Below are 22790 nucleotides of genomic sequence, written 5' to 3'. Positions count from 1 at the left end.
GGATCCTGTGCCAACTTATTCGTACGCGTGCACCGAGTGTGACAACCGCTTCGACATCGTTCAGTCCTTCTCCGACGACACACTGACGGAATGCCCGCAGTGCTCGGGAAAGCTGCGGAAGCTGTTCAACTCGGTCGGCATCGTGTTCAAGGGAAGCGGTTTCTACCGCACCGACAGCCGTGGTGGCGCGTCCACCGCGAGCGAGCCCGCGAAGTCGTCCTCGGAGTCCAACGGCAGCAGCACCCCCGCGCCGAGCACGAGCACGGCCCCCGCCGCCGCCAGCTGACCCCTTCCGGAGTTATCCACAGCCCCGTAGTTGTCCACAACCAGGACTTTCCGGGGCTGTTCCCCGTCGCTCCGCTCCTAGGCTCGCGGCATGACTCGCAGTCTTGCCGACCTGGGGCGTGGCAGCTCCTGGCGCTTCGCCTTCGGTAACCGCCCGGCCTGGGCCGACGCTCTGCTGGCGCGGCGCGTGCTGGCCGCGGCGCTGGCACTGACGGCGCTGGCGCTGTTCGTGCGCGGCGATCCCGGCGAGGCCCGTCGCGAGGTGGTCGTCGCCGCCCGCGAGCTGGCACCGGGCAGGCTGCTCACCGCCGCCGACCTGCGCGTCGCACGCTACGAATCCCGTTCGCTCCCTTCGGGTTCGGTCGCCGATCCCGCCGCCTTTGTCGGCGCCACGCTCACCGGCGCGATGCGGACCGGGGAGACCTTCACCGATCTGCGCGTCGTCGGACCGCGCCTGGCCGCGGCCGCCGCGGGCAGCGCCGACGCCAGGATCGTGCCCATCCGGCTCGCCGATTCCGCGGTCGCCGAGGTCTTGCGCGCGGGCGACCGGGTGGATGTCGTCGGCGTCGAGGACGCCGGCGCACCCGGCGCGAGCAGACCGGCCCGCACCCTCGCCACCGACGCGGCCGTCATCCTGGTCACCGCCACCGGCGAGCGACGCTCCGGCGCGGAACGGGTGGTCCTGGTCGCGCTCGACGCCGAGTACGCAACGGTCGTCGCGGGCGCCTCACTACGGACGGCGCTCACCGTCGTCTTCCACTGAAACCCGGTAGCAGTTAGCGCGCGATTTGCCGCAACCCTGATTAACATCAGAACGAACCAGCACGATCGTTCGCAGCTTTTCGAGAATGGAGCGCAACGCATGCTCAAGGGTTTCAAGGATTTCCTGCTCCGTGGCAACGTGATCGACCTGGCGGTCGCCGTCGTCATGGGCACCGCTTTCGTCGCGATCGTCACCGCGTTCACCAACGGGATCGTCAACCCACTGCTGGCGGTGTTCGGCGGGACCAACGAGGTGGGACTCGGTTTCCAGTTGGTCGCCGACAAGCCGGCCACGTTCATCGAGGTGGGCCCGATCATCACCGCCGGAATCAATTTCCTGCTGATCGCCGCCATTCTGTACTTCGTCCTGGTGCTGCCCGCGGCGTCGGCGAAGAAGCGGTTCTCCAAGGAGGACGAGAAGCTCAGCGACAGCGAGGTGTTGCTGCAGATTCGCGATCTACTCGCCGAACAGCACAACAGCGCCGGTGGCAAACACGAATTCTGAGCGGGGGACAAAAGGATCGGGCCCCCGGCAGCTACCGGGGGCCCGAGAATTCCCGAGTCGTGAGTACTCAGCCGAGGCTGAAAGGCTGGCCCCACAGCGTGACCCAGCTGATCACGTTGTCGGTCTCCACTTCGACACTCACGAACGAGCGCGCCTGGGCGTAGCCGCCGCAGCCGCTCAGGCCGATGGTCTCGTCGGCCCAGGTCACCGAGCCGCTACCACCCTTGAAGGCGTTGCGGGTCTTGTGCGACTCGTTGCCGTAGTCGTCGGCCTGCTCCAGGTCGAGGACGTAGAACGACTTCGCCTGGCCGGGGCCGAGAGAGAGCTCGCCACCGGAGGTGATTCCGCCCGACGGGTTGCCCGCATCGTCGACCTCGCCCTCGGCGCCGCCGGTCGCCCCGCCGCCGGAGATGTTCACCTGGCAACCCACGGTGTACCCGGGGAAGATCTTGCCGCCGCCGTCACCGGACACGCTAACCTGCGCACTACCCGACACCCAGGCATTGCGGTGCGCGGGCGTGGAACCCAGCGACGGATTGATATTGGCCGATTCGCCCACCAGGCTGATGTCGACGACGGTGCCGTCGGACAGCGTCTTGGTGATGTGGCCACCCGGCAGCGGAACGAAGGTGTCGGCATTGGCCGCACCCGTGGAGAGCAGACCAAGTGCCACGGTCGCGGCGGCCGAGAAACCGGCAGCGCGCGCCATGCTCTTACGGTTGATCATCACAGTTGACCCCTCGAGGGTGAATTCGTGTGAACGAGCGAAAGTTTCGATGTGGTCGCGCGTCAGCCGATGCTGAACGGCTGGCCGTACAGGGACGTCTTCGAGTAGTGGTCGCCGATGATCTCGACCACGGTGTAGGCACGCGCCTGCGCGTAGCCCGCGCAGCCCTGGATCTGGATCTCGGCGTCCTGGTACTCGACCGAGTAGACGCCCGGCTTCAGGATGTCCTTGGAATCGATCTGCACGAACGCGACCTCACCGGGGCCGAGGTTCAGGCCGATGGAGCCACCCGCGCTGACGCCGCCGGTCGAGACACCGCCGGACAGGCCGGCGCCGATCGCGTCGTCGGCGATGCTCACCTGGCAGCCGACGATGTAGCCCGTGTTCAGGTTCGACGCACCGTGGGTCGACGAATTGTTGGAGCCGGGACGGTTCGACGGTCCGTTCCACGGCCCGACCTCGCCCTCCGGCGTCTCCGTCACGTCGGCGCGCGCGTTGCCGGAGACCCAGACCACGCGTCCGGCGCCGTTGGCGGCCAGCGACGGGGAGACGAGGGCATGCTCGCCGGTCCGGCTCAGGGTGACGCCGGGGCCCTGCTTGTGGCCGTCCGGCAGCGGCACGAAGGTGTCCGCGTTGGCTGCACCGGCCGACAGGAGGCCCATCGTCACGGCCACAGCGGCGCCCGCGCTCCAGGCGCCGCGACGCACGCGGTTGGTGCGGTTCTCGCTCATACTTCCCCTCGAGGTGTACGCAAAATCGACCTCGACCGTCGAGGCCGATATCTGTGCTGCGCCCGGACCCAGCCCAGGCGCGTCCGCAGACGGCGCCGCTGGCAACAGGGCGGATTCGCCCAGCCGGGAGGTCTATCGAGAAAGCTGAAAGTCAGAAAACTTCGCGTGATACTGACTGCGAGACAGTCAATTCGCCACAAACATAATGAGGCGGCCCGGCAATGTCCAGCGCAAGCGAATCGTTGACGCAACAAAAACGGGCCGGTCGCAAACGCGACCGGCCCGTTTCCGGGGATCAGAACAGATCAGCCGAGGCTGAACGGCTGGCCCCACAGCGTCACCCAGCTGATGACGTTGTCGGTCTCGACCTCGACGCTGACGAAGGCGCGCGCCTGGGCGTAGCCGGCGCAGCCGCTCAGGCCGATGGTGGAATCCTGCCAGCTCACCGAACCGGAGCCGTTCTTGAACTTGTTGTTCTTGGAGTGCGACTCGTTGCCGTAGTCGTCGGCCACCTCACGGTCGAGGATGTAGAACGACTTCGCCTGGCCGGGGCCGAGCGAGAGCTCGCCGCCGGTGCCGATGCCGCCGGCCGCGTTGCCCTCCCAGTCGCTCTCGACGTTGCCCTCACCGGAGACACCGCCACCGGCGATGTTCACCTGGCAACCCACGGTGTAGCCCGGGTAGATCTTGCCGCTGCCGCCGTCGGACACGGTGACCTGCGCGGTGCCGGAGACCCACGAGTTGCGGTGCACCGGAGTGGAGCCCATCGACGGGCTGATGAGAGCCGATTCGCCCACCAGGCTGATGTCGACGACGGTGCCGTCGGACAGCGTCTTGGTGATGTGGCCACCCGGCAGCGGAACGAAGGTGTCGGCGTTGGCCGCGCCCGTGGAGAACAGGCCGACAGCCACGGTGGCCGCGGCGCTGAGGCCCGCCATCCGCGCCATGAACTTACGGTTGATCATAGGATTTGTCCCTCGAGGATTGAGTTCGCCGCAGCGAGAAGAAGATTCGTCAGATTCGAAAGACGTCAGCCGATGCTGAACGGCATGCCGTAGAGGGTGGTCTTCGAGTAGTGGTCGCCGATGATCTCGACCACGGTGTACGCCCGGGCCTGCGCGTAGCCGGCGCAGCCCTGGATCTCGATTTCCGCGTCCTGGTAATCGATGGCGTACGTGCCGGCCTTCTGGATGTCCTTCGAGCTGATCTGGACGAACTTGACCTCGCCCGGGCCCAGGTTGACGCCGATCGAGCCGCCGGCGCTCACGCCGCCGGTGCTCACGCCACCGGACACACCGGCGCCGATCGCGTCATCGGCGATGCTCACCTGGCAACCGACGATGTAGCCGGTGTTCAGCTGGGAGGTGCCGTGGGTGGAGGAGTTGTTGGAGCCGGGACGGCCGGACGGACCGTTCCAGGGGCCGACCTCGCCCTCGGGGGTGGCGGCGACCTCGGCGATCGCGGAGCCGGAGACCCAGACGACGCGACCCGCGCCGTTGGCGGCCATCGACGGCGAGATCAGAGCGCTCTCGTGCGTGCGGGTGATGGTCACATTCGGACCGACCTTCTGTCCGTCCGGCAACGGCACGAAGGTGTCGGCATTGGCGGCACCGGTCGACAGCAGGCCGAAAGCCACGGCGGCCGCGGCAGCGCCGACGCCCGCGGCACGGGCGCCGCGGCGCACACCGGTGGTGCGGTTCTCGCTCATACTTCCCCTCATCAGGTGTCTAACAGCCGGTCTCGACTTTCGAGACCGGACGGATGGACCTCACAGGCCCAGCTCAGTGTGTCGCCCCTTTGTTGCCGTTACGTAACCAACTGTTATTTCGACGATACGGCCGGGGCCGGTGTGACGAACCCGAGCCAGGGTTCCACCGGGTGGTTCAACGCATAGAAGTGGGGTACTGCGGGGACCGATAGTTGATGGCTCGATGGCGAACATTAAACGCTCAGATGATGATCAGGCAACGAAACAGTTCGTAAATTTCATAGTGACCCCTGCCACAGGACGAGACATCGTCACATGCTTTGACGTGCATTTATGCATCCGGCATCGGATGTGTTAAGGCGGATTGACCGGTACCGCCGGTACGCCGGTTACGGCCCCGAACACGACAAAGGACCACGCTTTCGCGTGGTCCTGGGAAATTGTCGTGGTTACTCACCGGTACCGAACCCGGCATTTCGACCCGGGTCATTTACGTAGGGACGACGTAGATAACGGTGCGGTCACCCGTGGTGCGGTGGGACCTGGGAGCGTAACCATTCGTCGTTATCCGGGCCGCCCGCGGCGTCGCCGCGCTCGTCACCGGTGGTCTCGGGCAGCACGTCACCGAAGATCCTGGCCAGCCGCGCGGCCTCGGCGGCCTTGCGCCGGGCCGCCTCGGGATCCCCCGGCGACGTGCTGTCCGATGTGGCCATCGGCCTCACTCGTCCAATCCGGAGAGCTCGCCGATCACCCGGCTCGCGAGCGGGCCGAGGGTGGCCATGCCGTCGCGGATCGCCGAGCGGGTGCCCGGCAGGTTCACCACCAGGGTGCTGCCGGAGATCCCGGCGACACCGCGCGAGAGGCCGGCGTCGAGCGAACCGGCCACCCGGCCGGACGCGCGCAGCGCCTCGGTGATGCCGGGCAGTTCCCGGTCGAGTACCTCGGTCGTGGCCTCCGGGGTGACGTCGCGGGGCGACATCCCGGTGCCGCCGACCGAGATCACCAGATCGACGCCGCCGATGACCGCGGTGTTGAGCGCGTTGCGGATCTCGACCTCCTCGGCCTGCACCGTCACCGACGCGTCGACGAGGAAGCCCGCTTCGCTCAGCAGCTCGGTGACGAGCGGGCCGAGTGAATCCACTCCGCCATGCGCCGTCCGATCGTCGACGACAACAACCAGTGCACGCCCTGCCACGGGAGCATCGATGTCCATGCTCATCACCGTAGCGCTTACACACGACAGCGCCGCGCTCGAACGCATCATCGGCCGCCCTCCGCCGCCGCGCCGGTCAGGGTGACCTCGACGGTCTTGGCGTTGCCGCCCTGCTCGTCGGTGTAGGTGAGCTTCACCTTGTCGCCCGGCTGATGCGAGCGGACCGCGGCGATCAGCGCGTCGCCGGAATCGATGGGCCGGTCGTCGAGCTTGGTGACCACCGCGCCTGCGGGCACGCCCGCCTTGTCGGCCGGGCTGCCCGGCGTGACCTCGAGAACCCGGGCCGCGGTGTCCTGCGGCCGCAGTTTGATGCCGATCTGGGCGTAGGTGGCGTGGCCGGTCTTGATCAGTTCGTCGGCGACGCGGCGCGCCTGGTCCACCGGGATCGCGAAGCCGAGGCCGATCGAGCCGCTCTGCGCGCCGGTCGCCTCGCCGCCGAGGCTGGCGATGGCGGTGTTGATGCCGATCAGCTTGCCCTGGGCGTCGACCAGCGCGCCGCCGGAGTTGCCCGGGTTGATCGCGGCATCGGTCTGGATCGCGTCGATCACCGGATTCACCTGGCTCGGCGCGCCCTCGCCGCTGGTGGAGACCGGGCGGTTGAGCGCCGAGACGATGCCGGTGGTGACGGTCCCGGCGAGGCCGAGCGGCGAACCGATGGCGATCACCGGCTGACCCACCGCGATGCCGTCTGAGGTACCGAGTTCGATCGGGGTGAGGCCGGTCTTGCCGCTGACCTTGATCACGGCCAGATCCGAGACCGGGTCGGCGCCGATCATGGTCGCCGGGGCGGAACTACCGTCGCTGAACACCACTTCCATCTTCGCCGAGGCGCCCGCGCCCGCGGCGACGTGGTTGTTGGTGAGGATCAGGCCGTCGGAGGACAGCACGACGCCGGAGCCCTCCCCCGAGGCGCGCGTCCCGGCCACCTTGATCATCACCACGCTCGGCAGCACCCGCTGAGCTACCGCCTGGGTGGACCCGGCGGGCGCGTTGGCGACATTGTTGACATTGGGCTTGGGCGCGTCGAGCGCGTTGGTCACCGGCGCCGACTCCGACCCGGTCGCGAGCGCCCCGACGACACCGCCGATGCCACCGCTGACCAGCGCCAGCGCGGTCGCCCCCGCGACGAGGCCGAGGCGCAGCGGCTTGCGTTGCGGTGCGGGCGCCTGCGCGACATAGGGACCGGCTTGACCACCCTGCGGCGGGTATCCGTAGCCGGGCATGGGCGCGGTGTGCTGCGCCTCCGCCGTCCCGAAATGCTGCGCCCCGCTCTGCTGCGCCACGCCCTGGTGCTGCGCCATGCGCTCGTGCTGCACGGTGCCCTCGTGCTGCGCCGCACCCTGGTACTGCGCGCCGCCCTGGTGCTGTGCTGCGCCCTGGTGCTGTGCCGCGCCCTGGTGCTGCGGCGCGCCGTAGGACTGACCGGCTCCGTGATGTTGGGAGCGGTCGGTCGTCGCGTCGTAGGGCGGCACCGGCGCGCCGGGCTGCCCGCCGCCGGGAAGCGGGGCGGTGGCATCGGGATGCGCGCTGCCGTGGGACGGCGCGGCTGCTCCGGTCTCGGGTGCCGGCTGTCCCGGTGCCGGGAACGGTTGATCCGCGCCGCCCGCCGCGGGATCTCCGGGCTGATCGGCGGGGCGCTGCTGGGGATCGTCGGTCATGGTTGGTTGTCTCCTCACGCTTGCTGACCAGCTTCGTGACGGGTACTGAGAAGCGGCTGAGATCGGGCCGTCAGTTCGCCGAGACTCCGCGGGCGATCAGATCGTTCCCGCGTCGTCGGGAATCGGCGCCTCGCCGGGCAGGACGATCCGGACCAGCGTGCCACCCTGGTCCGAAGTGTCGACCGCGATCGTGCCGCCGTGCTTGGTGACGACCTGCTTCACGATCGCCAGACCCAGCCCGGATCCGGGCATCGAGCGCGACGCGGTCGTCCGGTAGAAGCGCTCGAAGACCAGTTCACGCTCCCCCGGCGGAATGCCGGGGCCCGCGTCGGCGACGGCGAGTTCGAGCAGGCCGGGACCCGCCGGGCGCATGCTGATCCGGACCTCCGCGTCCGGTGGGCTCCATTTCGCCGCGTTGTCGAGGACGTTGAGCACGGCGCGTTCGAGCCCCGCCTCGTGCCCGTAGACGAACCACGGCCGCAGCTCGGCGGCGAAGGTGATGCCGGTGCCACGGCGCCGTGCCCGCTCCAGCGCGCGCTCGGCCACCTCGCCCAGATCGACGCGCTCGTACACGGTTTCCGGCGCGTCTTCGCGCGCGAGGTCGACCAGGTCGCCGACGAGGGTGGACAACTCCTCGATCTGGGCGACCACGTCGGAGCGCAGTTCGGCCATGTCCTCGTCGGGCAGCTGGGGCGCGCCGGGGCGACCGGAGGCGATGAGCAGCTCCATATTGGTGCGCAGCGAGGTGAGCGGCGTGCGCAGCTCGTGGCCCGCGTCGGCGACGAGCCTGCGCTGGCGGTCGCGCGACTCGGCCAGCGCCCGCAGCATCGTGTTGAAACTCTCGGTGAGCCTGGCCAATTCGTCGTCACCGGTGACGGGAATCGGGGTCAGGTCGTCGGTGCGGGCGACGCGCTCGGTGGCGGCGGTGAGCCGGGCGATGGGCCGCAGGCCCGTCCGGCCGACGGCGGTACCGGCCGCGGCGGCGAGCACGACGCCGCAGGCGCCGACGACGAACAGCAGCCAGGCCAGCCGGTCGAGCACCTCGCGGGTGCGGTAGAGCTTCTGCGAGATGATCAGCGTCGCGCCGCTGTGGGTGCGCACGGCGAGCACGCGCTGATCGCCGACGGTGCGCAGCGAGGAGTTGAGCTTGCCGTCGGCGACGGCGAGCTCCTGCACGCCCACCGGCGGGATGGTCTGCTGCGGCGGCATGTACGGCTTGTGATCGGCGTAGATCAGCGCGACGCCGACATCGTTGGAGAACAGCCCGGCCAGCACGATCGACTGGAAGCCGAGGGTCTCGAAATTGTTGTTGATCATGGTCGCCGCGCGCGCTTCGAGCTGGGCGTCGACGTCGGCGTAGAGCGCGCGCGCCACCATCGCGTAGGCCGCGATCGAGGTGACCGCGACGGCGATGAGCACCACCGACGCCGCCAGCAGCGTCACCCGCCAGCGCAGCGAGACCGAGCGGGTCAGCGGCATCGGCGGCCGCATCTCCCCCGTATCGGGCGGGCGCAGGACCGCGACGGCCGGCTCCTTGTGTGCCATTCCCCGCCGCCTACGGAGGGGTCTCGCGCAGCACGTAGCCGACGCCACGCACGGTGTGGATCAGGCGTTCCTCGCCGTCGGCCTCGGTCTTGCGGCGCAGGTAGCCGATGTAGACCTCGAGCGCGTTGCCGGAGGTGGGGAAGTCGTAGCCCCAGACCTCCTCGAGGATGCGCCCGCGCGTGAGCACCCGGCGCGGATTGGCCATCAACATCTCCAGCAATGAGAACTCCGTGCGGGTGAGGCTGATGGCGCGTTCGCCGCGCGAGACCTCGCGTGTCACCGGATCCAGCGACAAGTCAGCGAACACCATCGCCTCGGAGGCTTCGCCCGGATCGGGTGCGCGGCGACGCAGCAGGGCGCGTAAACGCGCCAGCAATTCCTCCAACGCGAAAGGCTTCGGCAAATAATCGTCGGCGCCCGCGTCGAGGCCGGCCACCCGTTCGGAGACCGAATCGCGCGCGGTCAAAACGAGAATCGGCAGATCGTCGCCGGTGCTGCGCAGCCTGCGGCACACTTCCAGGCCGTCCAGGCGCGGCATCATCACGTCGAGGACCAGGGCGTCGGGCCTGGCAGCGGCCACTTTTTCCAACGCGTCCATGCCGTCCACCGCCAGGTCGACGGTGTAGCCGTTGAAGCTCAGCGACCGGCGCAGTGATTCCCGCACGGCGCGATCGTCGTCGACTACCAGAATGCGCATGCGCTCAGTTTGCCGTGGCCGACTGAGAACGCACTGAGAGGGGGCGGCGCGTTGCCAGTCCCAGGTGTCGCGGAGCGTCATTGTGACAGCGCATATTCGGCGAATTTCCCACGGCGCGGCCCGGATTGCCGATCCCTACCCAGCACGGTATCTTTCCTGCGGAAAAAGAAGACCTCCAGTTGGTTCTGCGCTGCATCGCTCCGCGACCTCCCCGCGCGGGCCGGGGTCACACGTGGAAGCAGAGGCAACGCACGCGGATGGAACCTGCATCGCGCTCCTGGCAATTCAGCCTGTCGAACTGGTCCGTCACCCGCAAGGTCGGCGTCGTGCTGGTGCTACCGGTGATGCTGGCGACCACCTTCGCCGTCCTGCGAATCAACAACGAGCTGCAGACGATGACGCAGCTCGGCGCCGCGACCGAGCAGGCGACCGTCATCCGGCCCGTCGTCAAATTCGCCACCGCGACCGAGCAACTCGCCGTCGCCGCGACGGCCAACTGGGGCGCGATCGCCGACCCGCAGACCGACGCCGCGCTCACCACCTACGACCAGGCGCTCGCCGAGGTCCAGAACGCGCTGCGCTCGGCCACCATCGACCCCGAGGTCGCCGCCGAGCTGACCGCGGCCACCGCGACCGGCGCCACCCTGCGCAACACGGTCCGCGGCGGATCGCCCGCGATGGTCGGTGAGCAGACCGACGAGATCGGCGAGCGGATCGGCAACGCGCTGTCGAAGACCCCGCAGGTCGACGACTTCATCGTGCAGCGCTACTTCCTCCAGCTGACCGCGCTGCACCAGGCGCGCCGGGTGCTCACCCGCGAGCGCACCCTGGTCGTCTCCCCCGACGCGGGCCGCAGCCAGAGCGCCCGCGCCCAGATGCTCGTCGAACTCGGCTCCGAGTCGACCATGATCAAGACCTACGGCATGATCCTGCCGCAGAACGCGGGCGCCATGGCCTCGCTGCTGGACGCGGTGCAGACCAGGATCAGCGTGTTCAGCCAGAACAACGGCGACCCGACCACCAATGCCGCGGTCCTCAACACGCTGCAGGTGAGCGCCGACACCTACGCCTCGAGCATCGCCTCGCTGCTCGACCTCATCGACCACACCCTCGACGAGAACACCGCGACCGCGCAGACCGGCGCGCTGCGCGAGACCACGCTCGTGCTCGGCATGCTGCTCGCCGGTCTGGCGCTGGCGCTGGCGGTGGCCCGCACGCTCGTCGTGCCGGTGCGCAGGCTGCGCCGCGACGCGCTCGAGGTCGCGCACGTGAAGCTGCCCGACGAGCTGGCGGTGGTCCGCAGCGGCGGCGCGACACCCGAGATCGCCCCGGTCGGCGTCCATTCCACCGACGAGGTCGGGCAGCTCGCCCGCGCCGTCGACGAGATCCACGAACAGGCCCTCAACCTGGCCGCCGACCAGGCCCGCCTGCGCCTGCAGATCGGCAACATGTTCGAGACGCTGTCGCGGCGCAGCCAGTCGCTGGTCGAGCAGCAGCTCGCGCTCATCGAGGAACTCGAGCACGACGAGGACAACCCGTCGCGCCTGCAGACGCTGTTCCGGCTCGACCACCTCGCCACCCGCATGCGCCGCAACGGCGACAACCTGCTCGTGCTCGCGGGCACCGTGCTGCGCCGCGGCCACCTGCCGCCGGTGCCGCTGTCGGACATGCTGTGGAGCGCGGTCTCGCAGGTGGAGGACTACCAGCGCGTCGAGATCGGCAATGTGCCCGACGGCGTGGTCGCGGGTGAATCCGCGGTCGACATCGAACATCTGCTCGCCGAGCTGATCGACAACGCGCTGCGGTACTCGCCGCCGAGCACGTCGGTGGCGGTGATCGTCGGCCGCGCGGTCGACGGTGGCTACCTCATCGAGATCACCGACCGCGGCCTCGGTATGTCGGCCGAGGACCTGCAGACGACCAACGACCGGCTCGCCTCCGGCGGCGAGGTCACCATCGAAACCGCACGTCGCATGGGTCTTTTCGTGGTCGGCAGGCTCGCCAAGCGGCACACCATCACCGTCAGCCTGCGCCGCACCGCCGGGCAGGCGCCGCAACCGGGCATCACCGCGAGCGTGCACCTGCCCAGTGCGCTGGTCGCGCCCGCGCCCGCCGCGCCCAACGGCCCGGTGACCGGGCCCAACCCGATCGTCTCGACCGGTTCGCACGCGCTGGCGGCGCCGGCGATCGGCCCGCACGCGCTGACGCCCGCCGACCTCACCGGGCCCAACCCGATCACCGCACCCGGCGGTCCCGAGCCGCTCGTGCTGCCCGCGCTGAACGGCTCGACGCCGCTGGTGCCGACCGGCCCGGTCGCGCCGAGCTTCGACGACCGGCCCGAGCCGACCATGGCCCCGCTGACCAGTGCCGGTCTGCCGCAACGTCGCCCGTCGGCGGTACCGGCGGCCCCGCCCGCGCCGACGCCGCCCGCGCCCGCCGAGCCGACGGAGCCCGACGAACCGACCGGCCTGTGGGCCGAGCACGAGCACGACACCGACGACCTGCCGATCCGCTCCACCAACGGCACGACGTCCACGTCGCACGACGACGCGCCGACGGGCTCCCCGGCGGATGACACCCCGGCCGCCTCGAACGACCCGGCCGCGAACCGCGTCGCGACCCCCGCCTCGAACGAGGCGCCGTCCAACGGCTTCGGCACCGGGCCGACCGCGAGCGGCCCGGCGTCCACGAGCACCTCGACCGGCCCCGCGGCCACCGACGACGCCGGGCCCAGGTCCTTCGGCCTGCCCCAGCGCGTTCCGGCCTCGGCGCTGACCGAACTCACCGAATCCGGTCGGGTGCCGGCCGAACCACCGCGGCCGCCGACGCCCATCCCGGCGGCCGAGCCGAAACCGCAGGCGAATCCGCGCCTGCAGCCGGTCACCGGCGAGGCGCCGACCCCCATCTACCAGCGGATGGTTTCGGAATGGCTTGTCGAACCCGCTTCCGCCGGTGCCGAATCCGGCGGCAACGGAGCATCATGGAGTTCCCCCGGCGACGCGGGTTGGTCGGCAGCGGCCAGCGCGGGCAATCCGCCGACGTCCTCGCGCACCGTCGGCGGGCTGCCGATCCGTAAACCGGGCGCTCAGCTCGTCCCCGGCGGACTCACCGCCGCCGAGGAAGCGGGCCCCCGCGATCCCGAGGAGATCCGAAACAACTTGACCAGACATCTCAGCGGCGTTCGCAGTGGCCGTGCCGAGATCCAGTACAACGACGGAGGCCACGAATGAGCAACGCGCACCCCACGGACGAGAATCTGAACTGGCTGGTCGCCCGCTTCACCCGGGACGTGCCCGGCGTCTCGCACGCGGTCCTGGTCTCGGCCGACGGTCTGCTGCAGGCGACCAGCCCGCACCTACCCTCGGACCGGGCCGAGCAGCTGGCCGCGGTGACCGCCGGCCTGGCGAGCCTGTCGGCGGGTGCGGCGCACCTGTTCGACGGCGGCAAGGTGATGCAGTCGATCGTCGAGATGCAGCGCGGGTACCTGCTGGTGATGAGCGTCGGAAACGGCTCGCACCTGGCGGTTCTGGCCAACAAGAGCCACGACATCGGCCGCATCGGCTACGAGATGGCGTTGCTCGTCGACCGGGTGGGCTCGGCGGTCACCGCCACCGCCCGCACCGCCGGCTGAGGTGAGATGTCGAGCCCGTACGGATCAGAACACCGGCCGACTACCCGGGTCAGGCCCTATGCCCTGACCTCCGGCCGGACCGAGCCCGCGATCGCTCTCCCGCTGGAGGCAGTCGTGGAAACGGTCTCCTATACCGCGCACCTGGAGTGGCCCGCAGGCGATTTGCGCACCGAAATCGTGCGTCTTGGCACACATCGGCTCTCTGTCGCCGAAATCGCGGCATACCTCGGACGCCCACTGGGTATGGTCCGGGTGATGATCGGCGATCTCGTTGTCGGCGGGATTCTCCGAATGCATTCGACGCTGACCGAGCAGGCGAGCTACGACGAACGCCGATCACTGATGGAGAGGACTTTGCGTGGACTCCGTGGCCTCTGAGGGCATGCGACCCCCGGCACCCGATCAGCGGGTCGCGTCGACCAAGATCGTCGTGGCCGGTGGATTCGGCGCGGGCAAAACCACATTCGTCGGGGCGGTGTCGGAGATCGTTCCGCTGCGCACCGAGGCGATGGTGACCCACTTCTCCGACGGCATCGACGATCTCGCCGAGACGCCGGAGAAGGAGACGACCACCGTCGCCATGGACTTCGGCCGCATCGTGCTGCCCGGCAACCTGGTGCTGTACCTGTTCGGCACGCCGGGCCAGAAGCGGTTCTGGTTCATGTGGGACGACCTCATCCGCGGCGCCATCGGCGCGGTGGTGCTGATCGATACCCGCAGGCTGGAGGACAGTTTCGCGGCGGTCGACTTCTTCGAAGCGCGTGGGCTGCCGTTCCTGATCGCGGTCAACCGGTTCCCGAACGCGCCGCGCTTCCCGATCGCGGAACTGCGCGAGGCCCTTTCGGTGCGCGAGGGCATCCCGATCGTCGACATCGACGCGCGCAACGCCGTCGAGGTCAGGCAGGCGCTGGCCGCGGTGACCGAGTACGCCATCGCCCAGCTCGAGCCGCAGCAGTTCGAGGAGGCAGGGCGGCGTGGTTGAGCTGCTCGCCGCGGCCGAAGCCGAGACCTTCGGCCGCGGTACCGGTGTGGCCTGGCTCGCGTACGACCTGTCGGTGCTCGGCGCACTGGTGGCGTTCGCCTGCATCCGGCACGCGAAGTATTCGCTGCGGTTCCGGATGATCTGGCTGACGATGGCCGCGGTCTCCCTCGGCGGGGTCGGGATCTGGCTGGCGAATTCGGTGGCACTGCTCGGCATCCGCGTGCACGACACCGCGATGCGGTACAACGTGGCGCTCGGGGCGTCGGCACTGGCCATCGCGGTGGTGGGGGTGCTCGCCGGGCTGCTGATCAGCGGGCGCACCCCGCAGCTGCCGCGGTTGGTGGTCGGCGGGTTGACGACGGGCCTGAGCGTCGGCCTGTCCACGTATCTGACCCTGGACGCGCTCACGGTGCAGGGCTCGGTCGACGAGACGCTCGGCCTCATCGGGGTTTCGGTGCTGCTGGCGATGGCGCTGTCCACGGCGACGCTGTGGGCCGCCCAGGTGGTGCGGCCGGTGTGGCTGCGGGTGGTGGTGTCGTTGCTGTTCGGGATCGGCGTCGGCGCGGTGTACTACACGGCTGTCGCCGCGCTGGAGTTCACGCTCGACGCGGGCGGCCGGATACCGTCCGGGCTGCCGCTGTTCGACCTGGTGTTCCCGATGTTCGTCATCGGATCGATGGGGCTGACGGTGCCGATCACCGCGGTGCTCATCGCACCGGATCGCCGCGATACGGCCGAGACGCCCGCCCCGCCCGCGGACCGTCGCCGCGCCCTGATCAGCTAACGTCCGGTTTGCCCGGATACTGACGGGATTTCGGCGCCGAAAACAGGCCCTGAAGTGGCGATGAGCGGGTTCTCCTCACCGGAGAACCCGCCCTCGTGCACGAGAGTACATACCCGGCAAGGACTCCGCATCAGTCGTTCCGGAATTTTCTTGTGCTACAAAACAAACCGCAGGTCTGTTACCCGACGGTCAGCAATCCCTCCGCAAGCCCATCGGCCGATTCGGCCCAAGTGGCCCGTGTCACATCAGTAACCACGCGATTGCCACCTCCGCGCCGAATGGCTCTGAGCAGGCACGATCTCGCCGAAGTAAGGCCCCTGGACAGCCTCGGCCACCGAACCCGCCGCCGACGGCGCGTTCGTCCCCCACGCCGCCGTTCTGCGGGTTATCGTCGCCCAGGGCGCTTTCCGTCTCGCCCAGCACATCCCTAGAGGTTCGTTCGAAGGAGTTCGCATGGCCGTCAACGTGGTGCTCGACAAAGTTCTCGACAAGGAGTTCGAGAGCAAGACGCTGAAGGAAATCCTCGCCGCGCCGCCGTCGGCCCTGGCCGGCCTCACCGAGGCGCACGACAAGCAGCTGCTCGAGGCGCTCAAGATCAAGACCATCGCCGACCTGGGCAGCAACAAGTTCTTCCAGCTGGCCGCCACCCTGGTCGAACTGGCCGAGCGCGAAGGCTGAGACATGTAGCGGCTGGCGCCGCGGGTTTGCGGCCCCCTTGTGCCTCGCGTGCGAGGGGCGATACTGCGGCTTCGCCGTTACGTCTCGCCCCTCGCACGCGAGGCGGGCCGCAAACCGTGGTGGTTGCGGGCCGGATCGGCGTAGTCGCCGGTCCGGCCCGTGACCGTCCAGTCAGATTTTCGCTGGATCTATCAAGCCTTTTCGGACCGCGCCGATGATGCGGCGCGGCACCTTGTACTCCACGCCGCCGACCGTCACCGGAACCAGCTGCGGCACTTCCGCTTTCCACTGTGAGCGCCTGCTGCGGGTGTTCGACCGCGACATCCTGCGCTTCGGAACAGCCATCGATCAGCCCTCCTTGCCCGCGCGGGTGCGCTTGCCGTACTTGCGCTCGAACTTCTCGACCCGGCCCTGGGCGTCGAGCACGCGGTGCGCGCCGGTCCAGAACGGATGCGAATCCGCGGTGACGTCGACCATCAGCAGCGGATAGGTGTTGCCGTCGGACCATTCGACGGTGCGGTCGCTGGTCGCGGTCGACCTGGTCAGGAACTGCTTGCCGGTGCTCGCGTCCTCGAACACGACCGGGTGGTAGTCGGGATGGATGCCCGCTTTCATGCCGAATCTCCTTTTCGGTTGGTGCGCTCGCTCGCCGCGGCGGGAGCCTCGGCGGGATCGGCGCAGGGGTCTTCGTGCCACTCGCCGAAGGGGTCCTCCCACAGCGCGACTCGCTCCGGCGCCCGGTCGACCAGCAGCAGCTCGTCGTCCTCCACCAGCGCCCAGTGCAGGGCATGCCGGATCTCGGCCGGGTCGACATCGTGGGCCAGGATCACCAGCGACACATCGCGATCGCCGAAGCGCTCGTCCCAGCGCAGCGCGGCCATCGCCCGCCGGTCCGGATCGGCCTCGGCCTGCTCCTCGGCACTCATGGCGGCCAGCCACCGGCCCGCGCCGCCGACCCGCAACCCGCCACCGGCCGATTCCAGCCACACCACCTGATCCGGCTGGGTGGCCAGCCAGATCCGGCCGCGCGCGGTGACCACACCGTCGAAGAGGACGTCGAGCGCGTCGTGCAGGCGCAGCGGGTGGAACGGCCTGCGCGCGGCGAATTCGATGAGCGTGACGCCGTGGTCGGTGGTCAGCGGCGGCTGTCCACGCAGCAGCGGGGCGTGCGCGTCGAAGATCCGGCCGCGCCGCGCGTCGGCCGGAATCCGTGTCAGCAGGGCGCCGAGTTCCACCGCGTCGAGGGTGGCGAGATCGTCGAGCCAGGCCACCGGCGCGCCCGGCGCCATCCTGGCGAGCACCGCGTCGAGGCGCTCCCGCTCGAGCGCGTCGACCTCGGCGCTCAGGACGACCAGGGCGTCGGCGAAGTCGACCTGGCCGACAGCCACCTGGGCGACGGTGCGCTCATCGTCGGCCGCGGCGAGGCCACGGTCGGCCAGCGCCTCGTCGCCGGTCGCGTCGGCCAGCCAGTTCTGCCCGTCCAGGCAGGTCAGCACGGCCTCGATGCGCACGTTGCGCCCCGCGGGTCCGTCGACCCGGTCGGCGACCCCGCTCACCTCGACCGTCTCGATGGCGTGGCACAGCGCCTCGCCCTCGATGGCCGGATCCAGCGCGAGCACGATGCGGTGGACGTGCTCGCGCGCGGCCAGCGTGCACAGCATCGGCAGCAGGTCGGCGCGCAGCGTGCACGACACACAACCGTGCGCCAGCTCCAGCACGGTGGTGGTGACAGCGCCCGCGGTGCGCACCGTGCGGCGCACCACTCCTTCGCGCAGTTCGGCGAGGTCGTGGTGCACCACGACAGTGCCCGGGTCCTCGCTCAGCGCCGCCGCGATGTGCTCGACGCCGGCCATGGCGGGTCCGGCGAAACCGGCGAGCAGCACGACGGGCGTTCTCCGGTCGGACTGGTCCAGCACCCGATACCCCTTTCGATAACGATTTTCATTAGACGTAGAGGCAACGGTACAGTCTGGAATATCCATTGTCGAAAATGGTTGTCATATCCATGGAGGGAGGTCGCATGTCGGCCCACTGCCAGGTCACCGGTCGCAAGCCCGGCTTCGGAAAAGCCGTCTCGCACTCGCACCGGCGCACCAACCGGCGCTGGAACCCCAACATCCAGCGCAAGACCTACTACCTGCCCAGCGAGGGCCGCCGCATCACGCTGACGGTCTCCGCCAAGGGCATCAAGACCATCGACCGGCACGGGATCGAGGCTGTCGTAGCTCGCATCCGCGCCCGTGGCGACAAGATCTAGGAGCACCCATGGCCTCGAAGACGACCGATATCCGGCCGATCGTCAAGCTCAAGTCCACCGCGGGTACCGGCTACACCTACGTCACCCGCAAGAACCGCCGCAACGACCCCGACCGGCTGGTCCTGCGCAAGTACGACCCCGTCGTGCGCAAGCACGTCGACTTCCGCGAGGAGCGCTGATGGCGAAGAAGTCCAAGATCGCCCGCAACGAGCAGCGCCGCGCGATCGTCGAGCGGTACGCGGCACGCCGCGCCGAGCTCAAGGAACTGATCCGCAGGCCGGGCACCGGCGACGACGAGCGCGCGGCCGCCCAGGCCGAACTGCGCAAACAGCCCCGCGACGCGAGTCCGGTACGATTGCGCAATCGGGATGCAGCCGATGGCCGACCACGCGGTCATCTCCGGAAGTTCGGCCTCTCCCGTGTTCGAGTGCGCGAGATGGCCCACCGGGGCGAGCTCCCCGGGGTCCACAAATCGAGCTGGTAGAGACCCACACTGAACTCGTGAGAAGGAACATCACATGGCAGTGAAGCGAGCACCGTCCAAGAAGGCACGCGCCGAGCAGGGCCGCAAGCCGAAGAAGAACCCGCTGATCGCGGCGGGCATCGAGGTCGTCGACTACAAAGACGTCAACCTGCTGCGCACCTTCATCTCCGACCGCGGCAAGATCCGCAGCCGCCGGGTCACCGGCCTGACCCCGCAGCAGCAGCGTCAGGTCGCCGTCGCGGTGAAGAACGCGCGCGAGATGGCGCTGCTGCCCTTCACCAGCCGCTAGGACGCAGACCACGAAAATGGCCCCGAAGCTGTTGCCTCGGGGCCATTTTCGTTGCGCAGGCGATGCGGCTAGGTCATCACGGGATGGTGAGAACCTGGCCCGCGTTGATCAGGTCCGGGTTGTCGATGCCGGACGCCGCCGCGATCTCGTGGTAGCGGTTGCCGTCGCCGTAGAAGCGCTCGGAGATGGCCCACAGGGTGTCGCCCGGCTCGACCGTGTAGGTCTGCGCGGCGGGCGGCGGCGGGGGCACCTCTTCGGCGGCCGGGGCGGCCGCGACCGGCTCCGGCTCGGGAGCCGGGGCGGGCAGCGGGTTGTCGGTGTTGGTGGCGGTGGCCCACGCGACCGAGCCGTCGGTGCCGTACAGCACGACGTTGCGGTCGGGCTGCACCACGAGGCGCTCGACGTTCTTGCCGTTGGTCTCGGTCGACCAGGCGGCCGAGCCGTCGCCCTTGTAGACGACGAAGTTGCCGTCGTTCTGCAGGGCCGCGCGCTGCACGTCCTGCCCATGAGTCATAGCGGCCCACACGACGTTGCCGTCGGGCTCGGTCAGCACCAGGTTGCCGTCCGGCTGCAGGGCCAGGGTGTACGCACCGCCGGTCAGGGACTGTCCCAGTCCCAGTTCTTCGCCTACGCGCAGCGTGTCGCCCACGTTCGTCCTTTCGAAGATCCAGTTGCAGAGCACCGATGAGAAGATGCTCGCCGTATGCCACGGCGGCGCATCGGAAGCGAATGTAGCCCGCGCGGAGCGGAAATGGGCGAGTTACGCGCAGGGTTCGCGGAAAGTTCACTGTGAGGTGGACCATCTTCGGATCGCGCCGCCCGCCGACGCCGTCCGCGGCCCCGGTCCGGCTAGGGTGGCGGACATGCGAACGACGTCGCGTTTCACCGCCGCCACGGCCGTCATCGCCGTGCTGATGAGCCCGCTGTTGGCCTGCTCCAGCACCGATGACGCTGCGCCCCAGCCGAGTTCGTCGTCCACTCCGAGCGCACGCCCGGAGGACGGCAACGCGGCCATCGGGCACCGGTTCACCCCCGATCCGACCATCGTGGATCCACACCCGATCGCGTTCCCCTCCTGGACTCGGCTGGGCGACAACAGGATCGGTGTCAACTTCCAGACCGGTAACCCGGAATGCTTCGGTGTCGACGTCACCGTCACCGAGACCGCCGAGCAGGTGAAGGTGGCATTGCGCGGTGGGACCCGGGCCGACGCGGTCGGCAAGATGTGCACCATGGACGCCGTCTTCGGCACCGTCGAGATCACCTTGGACGCCCCGCTCGGCAGCCGCGAAGTCGTCGACGCCGGATAACGAAAACGGGTGCCGCGCCGAGGGATTCGGCACGGCACCCGATTCGGGTACGCGGTGACTCAGTGCGCGAAGTGGCGCGCTCCGGTCAGGTACAGGGTGACGCCGGCTTCCTTGCAGAGCTCGACGGTGTCCTTGTCGCGGATCGAGCCACCGGGGTGCACGATGGCGCGCACGCCGGCCGCCACCAGGATCTGCGGGCCGTCGGAGAACGGGAAGAACGCGTCCGACGCGGCGACCGAGCCCTTGGCCCGCTCCCCCGCGCGCTCGACCGCGAGCTTGCACGAATCGACGCGGTTGACCTGGCCCATGCCGACGCCGACCGCGGCGCCGTCATCGGCCAGCAGGATCGCGTTCGACTTCACGGCACGGCAAGCGCGCCAAGCGAATTCGAGATCGGCCAGGGTCGCGGCGTCGGCCGGGTCGCCGGCGGCGAGGGTCCAGTTGGCCGGGTCGTCACCGTCGGCGTCGAGCACGTCGCGGTCCTGCAGCAGCGCACCGCCGCTGATCGGACGCAGCTCCACGCCCTTGCGCCGCGGCGGCTCGGCGACCAGCACGCGCACGTTCTTCTTGCGCTGCAGCACCTCGACCGCGCCGGGCGCGTAGCCGGGGGCCACGATGACCTCGGTGAAGATCTCGGCCACCTGCTCGGCCATCTCCACGCTGACCTCACGGTTGGCCGCGATCACCCCGCCGTAGGCGCTGACCGGGTCGGTGGCGTGAGCCTTGCGGTGCGCCTCGGCGATATCGGCGCCGACGGCGATGCCGCACGGGTTGGCGTGCTTGATCACCGCGACGGCGGGCTCGTCGAAGTCGAACGCGGCGCGCCAGGCGGCGTCACCGTCGGTGTAGTTGTTGTACGACATCTCCTTGCCGTGCAGCTGCTCGGCCTGCGCGATCCCGACGGTGCCGTCGTTGGCCGTGTACAGCGCGGCCGCCTGGTGCGGGTTCTCGCCGTAGCGCAGCACCGCGGCCCGCTCCCAGGAACCGGCGACCCAGCCGGGGAACTGCTCGGTCTCGGGCACCACGGCGGGCACCGCGACCGACCCCATCCAGCTCGCGACGGCCACGTCGTAGCTCGCGGTGTGCTGGAAGGCCTTGGCGGCCAGCGCGGTCCGCTCGGCGAGGGTGAACCCACCCGACTTCACCGCGGTAAGCACGTCGTCGTAATCGGTGACATCGACGACGACACCCACCGACGGATGGTTCTTCGCGGCCGCGCGCACCATCGACGGACCGCCGATGTCGATCTGCTCGACGCACTCGTCGATGCTCGCGCCACCGGCCACGGTCTGGGTGAACGGGTAGAGGTTCACCACCACCAGCTGGAAGGCCTCCACCCCGAGCTCGCCCAGCTGCTCGACATGCTCGGGACGACGGGTATCGGCGAGGATGCCCGCGTGCACGCGCGGGTGCAGCGTCTTGACCCGGCCGTCGAGGGTCTCCGGGAAACCGGTCAGGTCCTCGACCTTGGTGACCGGAATGCCCGCCTCGGCGATCTTGCCCGCGGTCGAACCGGTCGACACCAGCTCCACGCCCGCGGCGTGCAGTCCGGTGGCCAGCTCGATGAGCCCGGTCTTGTCGTAGACGCTCACCAGCGCCCTGCGGATCGCCTTACGTTCACTCACCGGTGTGCTCGCTCATCTGGAATTTCTGCCTTTCGTCCGTCGGAGACAATGCCTCGCGTCGCGACAGCGGCGATGACCTCCGCCAGCAGCCGTCGCTCGACAATCTTGATGCGCTCGTGCAGCGTGGCCTCGTCGTCGCCGGGCAGCACGTCGACCGCCTCCTGCGCCAGGATCGGGCCGGTGTCGACGCCACCGTCGACCAGGTGCACGGTGCAGCCGGTGACTTTCGCGCCGTAGGCGAGCGCGTCACGCACGCCGTGCGCGCCGGGGAACGCGGGCAGCAGCGCGGGATGGGTGTTGATGAACCGGCCGCCGAAGCGTTCCAGGAATCGTGGGCCGACGATCTTCATGAACCCGGCCGACACCACCAGATCGGGCTGATGCGCGTCGACCGTGTCGGCCAGCGCCTGATCCCAGGCGGACCGGTCGGGAAAGTCTTTGAGCGCGACCCGGAAGTGCTCCACTCCGGCCGCCTCGGCGTGGTCGGTGGCCTGGCACACGCGGTCGACGCCCACGGCGACGATCTTCGCGGGGAATCCGGGCTCGCGGGCGGCGGCCAGCAGCGCGTTGAGCAGCGAGCCGGTGCCCGAGGCGAGGACGACGACGGTGGCCGGTGTCCCTGCGGGCTTCCACTGGGCAAACGAGGACGTCAGCGCTCTACTCCTGCGTTGGTCGGGGGGCGGCGATCGGCGATACCGCCGGGTCGAGCTTAACGACCGGTGTCCCTGTCACCTTCCGGCAGGTCCGGCTCGACGACCTCCGCGTCGACGATGTCGTCGGCGGGCGGCGCCGCCGAGCCGGGCGCGGCGATGCTCACCTCGACGTCGTCGTCGATGTCCTCGACCACCTCGGCGTCGACCTCGACGGCGGGATCGTCGTCGTAGTCGTCGGTGTCGTCGTCGTGCTCGTCTTCGTCGTC

Annotated in this window: 29 protein-coding genes and 1 pseudogene; 14 read left to right on the top strand and 16 right to left on the bottom strand. The window is 69.4% G+C overall.

Annotated features, from left to right (window positions below; translation table 11 throughout):
• Positions 1–7: 7 nt before the first annotated feature.
• From QH270_RS33720 to mscL, 3 genes are all read left to right on the top strand, one after another.
• The gene (locus QH270_RS33720) at positions 8–286 is read left to right on the top strand and encodes an FmdB family zinc ribbon protein (protein WP_280348794.1); all 279 of its coding nucleotides are present in this window, start codon (positions 8–10) and stop codon (positions 284–286) included.
• Between the two features lie 90 nt (positions 287–376).
• Positions 377–1048, top strand: coding sequence for an SAF domain-containing protein (locus QH270_RS33715; RefSeq protein ID WP_280348793.1), 672 nt, complete (start codon positions 377–379; stop codon positions 1046–1048).
• Positions 1049–1147: 99 nt separating this feature from the next.
• Positions 1148–1552 carry a large conductance mechanosensitive channel protein MscL gene (gene mscL, locus QH270_RS33710; protein ID WP_280348791.1) on the top strand — a complete coding sequence of 135 codons (405 nt, stop codon included), beginning with the start codon at positions 1148–1150 and terminating at the stop codon, positions 1550–1552.
• Positions 1553–1619: 67 nt separating this feature from the next.
• Here the strand turns inward: mscL and QH270_RS33705 are convergent, their stop codons facing one another.
• The 9 genes from QH270_RS33705 to QH270_RS33665 all read right to left on the bottom strand — a co-directional run bounded on the left by QH270_RS33705 (position 1620) and on the right by QH270_RS33665 (position 9831).
• Positions 1620–2279 (bottom strand): MspA family porin, encoded by a 660-nt coding sequence (locus QH270_RS33705; RefSeq protein ID WP_280348790.1) that lies wholly within the window; start codon positions 2277–2279, stop codon positions 1620–1622.
• A gap of 62 nt (positions 2280–2341) precedes the next feature.
• The gene (locus tag QH270_RS33700) at positions 2342–3010 is read right to left on the bottom strand and encodes an MspA family porin (RefSeq protein ID WP_110039726.1); all 669 of its coding nucleotides are present in this window, start codon (positions 3008–3010) and stop codon (positions 2342–2344) included.
• A gap of 305 nt (positions 3011–3315) precedes the next feature.
• On the bottom strand, positions 3316–3975 hold the full coding sequence (locus tag QH270_RS33695) for an MspA family porin (protein ID WP_280348789.1): 660 nt from the start codon (positions 3973–3975) through the stop codon (positions 3316–3318).
• A 65-nt stretch (positions 3976–4040) separates the two neighbouring features.
• On the bottom strand, positions 4041–4718 hold the full coding sequence (locus tag QH270_RS33690) for an MspA family porin (protein ID WP_233000774.1): 678 nt from the start codon (positions 4716–4718) through the stop codon (positions 4041–4043).
• Positions 4719–5239: 521 nt separating this feature from the next.
• A complete protein-coding gene (locus tag QH270_RS33685) occupies positions 5240–5431 on the bottom strand; it encodes a hypothetical protein (RefSeq protein ID WP_280348786.1) in 192 nt (63 codons plus the stop codon).
• A gap of 5 nt (positions 5432–5436) precedes the next feature.
• A complete protein-coding gene (locus tag QH270_RS33680) occupies positions 5437–5982 on the bottom strand; it encodes a MogA/MoaB family molybdenum cofactor biosynthesis protein (protein ID WP_110039722.1) in 546 nt (181 codons plus the stop codon).
• Positions 5979–7589 carry a trypsin-like peptidase domain-containing protein gene (locus QH270_RS33675; RefSeq protein ID WP_280348784.1) on the bottom strand — a complete coding sequence of 537 codons (1611 nt, stop codon included), beginning with the start codon at positions 7587–7589 and terminating at the stop codon, positions 5979–5981. Before QH270_RS33675 ends, QH270_RS33680 begins: the two co-directional genes overlap by 4 nt.
• A 96-nt stretch (positions 7590–7685) precedes the next feature.
• Positions 7686–9134 carry a HAMP domain-containing sensor histidine kinase gene (locus QH270_RS33670; RefSeq protein ID WP_280348782.1) on the bottom strand — a complete coding sequence of 483 codons (1449 nt, stop codon included), beginning with the start codon at positions 9132–9134 and terminating at the stop codon, positions 7686–7688.
• A gap of 10 nt (positions 9135–9144) precedes the next feature.
• Positions 9145–9831, bottom strand: coding sequence for a response regulator transcription factor (locus QH270_RS33665; RefSeq protein ID WP_110039720.1), 687 nt, complete (start codon positions 9829–9831; stop codon positions 9145–9147).
• Positions 9832–10088: 257 nt separating this feature from the next.
• On the opposite strand from QH270_RS33665, the gene QH270_RS33660 reads away from it, so the two are divergent.
• The 6 genes from QH270_RS33660 (at position 10089) to QH270_RS33635 (ending at position 15906) form a co-directional block, all read left to right on the top strand.
• Positions 10089–13061, top strand: a complete 2973-nt coding sequence (locus tag QH270_RS33660) for a sensor histidine kinase (protein ID WP_280348780.1) — start codon at positions 10089–10091, stop codon at positions 13059–13061.
• Entirely contained in the window at positions 13058–13462 is a 405-nt protein-coding gene (locus QH270_RS33655) for a roadblock/LC7 domain-containing protein (protein WP_280348778.1), read from the top strand. Before QH270_RS33660 ends, QH270_RS33655 begins: the two co-directional genes overlap by 4 nt.
• A 6-nt stretch (positions 13463–13468) precedes the next feature.
• Positions 13469–13840, top strand: a complete 372-nt coding sequence (locus QH270_RS33650) for a DUF742 domain-containing protein (RefSeq protein ID WP_110039717.1) — start codon at positions 13469–13471, stop codon at positions 13838–13840.
• A 4-nt stretch (positions 13841–13844) separates the two neighbouring features.
• A complete protein-coding gene (locus tag QH270_RS33645; RefSeq protein WP_110039847.1) occupies positions 13845–14444 on the top strand; it encodes a GTP-binding protein in 600 nt (199 codons plus the stop codon).
• Positions 14437–15228, top strand: a complete 792-nt coding sequence (locus QH270_RS33640) for an MHYT domain-containing protein (RefSeq protein WP_280348776.1) — start codon at positions 14437–14439, stop codon at positions 15226–15228. Before QH270_RS33645 ends, QH270_RS33640 begins: the two co-directional genes overlap by 8 nt.
• Positions 15229–15681: 453 nt before the next feature.
• Positions 15682–15906: a hypothetical protein gene (locus QH270_RS33635; protein ID WP_280222447.1), complete on the top strand. Its 225-nt coding sequence runs from the start codon at positions 15682–15684 to the stop codon at positions 15904–15906.
• 171 nt (positions 15907–16077) lie between these two features.
• Here QH270_RS33635 and rpmF read toward each other — a convergent pair whose 3' ends face one another.
• Genes rpmF through mrf form a run of 3 tightly spaced genes read right to left on the bottom strand, consistent with a single transcriptional unit; the run spans position 16078 to position 17822 of the window.
• Entirely contained in the window at positions 16078–16251 is a 174-nt protein-coding gene (rpmF, locus tag QH270_RS33630; protein ID WP_110039714.1) for a 50S ribosomal protein L32, read from the bottom strand.
• 3 nt (positions 16252–16254) lie between these two features.
• Complete coding sequence (locus tag QH270_RS33625; protein WP_110039713.1) at positions 16255–16521, bottom strand: type B 50S ribosomal protein L31; 267 nt, start codon at positions 16519–16521, stop codon at positions 16255–16257.
• Positions 16518–17822 (bottom strand): ribosome hibernation factor-recruiting GTPase MRF, encoded by a 1305-nt coding sequence (gene mrf / locus QH270_RS33620; protein WP_280348773.1) that lies wholly within the window; start codon positions 17820–17822, stop codon positions 16518–16520. Before mrf ends, QH270_RS33625 begins: the two co-directional genes overlap by 4 nt.
• 104 nt (positions 17823–17926) lie before the next feature.
• Here mrf and rpmB point away from each other — a divergent pair, with 104 nt between their 5' ends.
• From rpmB to rpsR, 4 genes are read left to right on the top strand one after another with little or no spacing between them, the layout of a single operon-like run.
• Positions 17927–18163, top strand: coding sequence for a 50S ribosomal protein L28 (gene rpmB, locus QH270_RS33615; protein WP_280348771.1), 237 nt, complete (start codon positions 17927–17929; stop codon positions 18161–18163).
• An 8-nt stretch (positions 18164–18171) separates the two neighbouring features.
• Positions 18172–18342 carry a 50S ribosomal protein L33 gene (gene rpmG, locus QH270_RS33610; protein WP_233000782.1) on the top strand — a complete coding sequence of 57 codons (171 nt, stop codon included), beginning with the start codon at positions 18172–18174 and terminating at the stop codon, positions 18340–18342.
• On the top strand, positions 18342–18647 hold the full coding sequence (gene rpsN, locus QH270_RS33605; protein ID WP_110039711.1) for a 30S ribosomal protein S14: 306 nt from the start codon (positions 18342–18344) through the stop codon (positions 18645–18647). Before rpmG ends, rpsN begins: the two co-directional genes overlap by 1 nt.
• A gap of 34 nt (positions 18648–18681) precedes the next feature.
• Positions 18682–18936 carry a 30S ribosomal protein S18 gene (gene rpsR, locus QH270_RS33600; RefSeq protein ID WP_022566236.1) on the top strand — a complete coding sequence of 85 codons (255 nt, stop codon included), beginning with the start codon at positions 18682–18684 and terminating at the stop codon, positions 18934–18936.
• Positions 18937–19012: 76 nt separating this feature from the next.
• On the opposite strand, the gene QH270_RS33595 is transcribed toward rpsR, so the two are convergent.
• Complete coding sequence (locus tag QH270_RS33595; protein WP_280348768.1) at positions 19013–19585, bottom strand: LysM peptidoglycan-binding domain-containing protein; 573 nt, start codon at positions 19583–19585, stop codon at positions 19013–19015.
• 214 nt (positions 19586–19799) lie between these two features.
• On the opposite strand from QH270_RS33595, the gene QH270_RS33590 reads away from it, so the two are divergent.
• Positions 19800–20246, top strand: coding sequence for a hypothetical protein (locus tag QH270_RS33590; RefSeq protein WP_280348766.1), 447 nt, complete (start codon positions 19800–19802; stop codon positions 20244–20246).
• Between the two features lie 59 nt (positions 20247–20305).
• Here the strand turns inward: QH270_RS33590 and purH are convergent, their stop codons facing one another.
• The 3 genes and pseudogenes from purH to QH270_RS33575 form a co-directional block, all read right to left on the bottom strand.
• Complete coding sequence (gene purH, locus QH270_RS33585; protein WP_280348764.1) at positions 20306–21871, bottom strand: bifunctional phosphoribosylaminoimidazolecarboxamide formyltransferase/IMP cyclohydrolase; 1566 nt, start codon at positions 21869–21871, stop codon at positions 20306–20308.
• Positions 21868–22524 (bottom strand): phosphoribosylglycinamide formyltransferase, encoded by a 657-nt coding sequence (gene purN / locus QH270_RS33580; RefSeq protein ID WP_280348805.1) that lies wholly within the window; start codon positions 22522–22524, stop codon positions 21868–21870. Before purN ends, purH begins: the two co-directional genes overlap by 4 nt.
• A 56-nt stretch (positions 22525–22580) precedes the next feature.
• Positions 22581–22790, bottom strand: a pseudogene (locus QH270_RS33575) (DUF6350 family protein); the annotation flags it as partial.

The sequence above is a fragment of the Nocardia neocaledoniensis genome (genome assembly GCF_029868625.1).
Taxonomy (GTDB): domain Bacteria; phylum Actinomycetota; class Actinomycetes; order Mycobacteriales; family Mycobacteriaceae; genus Nocardia; species Nocardia neocaledoniensis_A.
The sequence above is the reverse complement of the archived record's forward strand: the minus strand, read 5'-3'. Positions and strand labels throughout refer to the sequence as shown.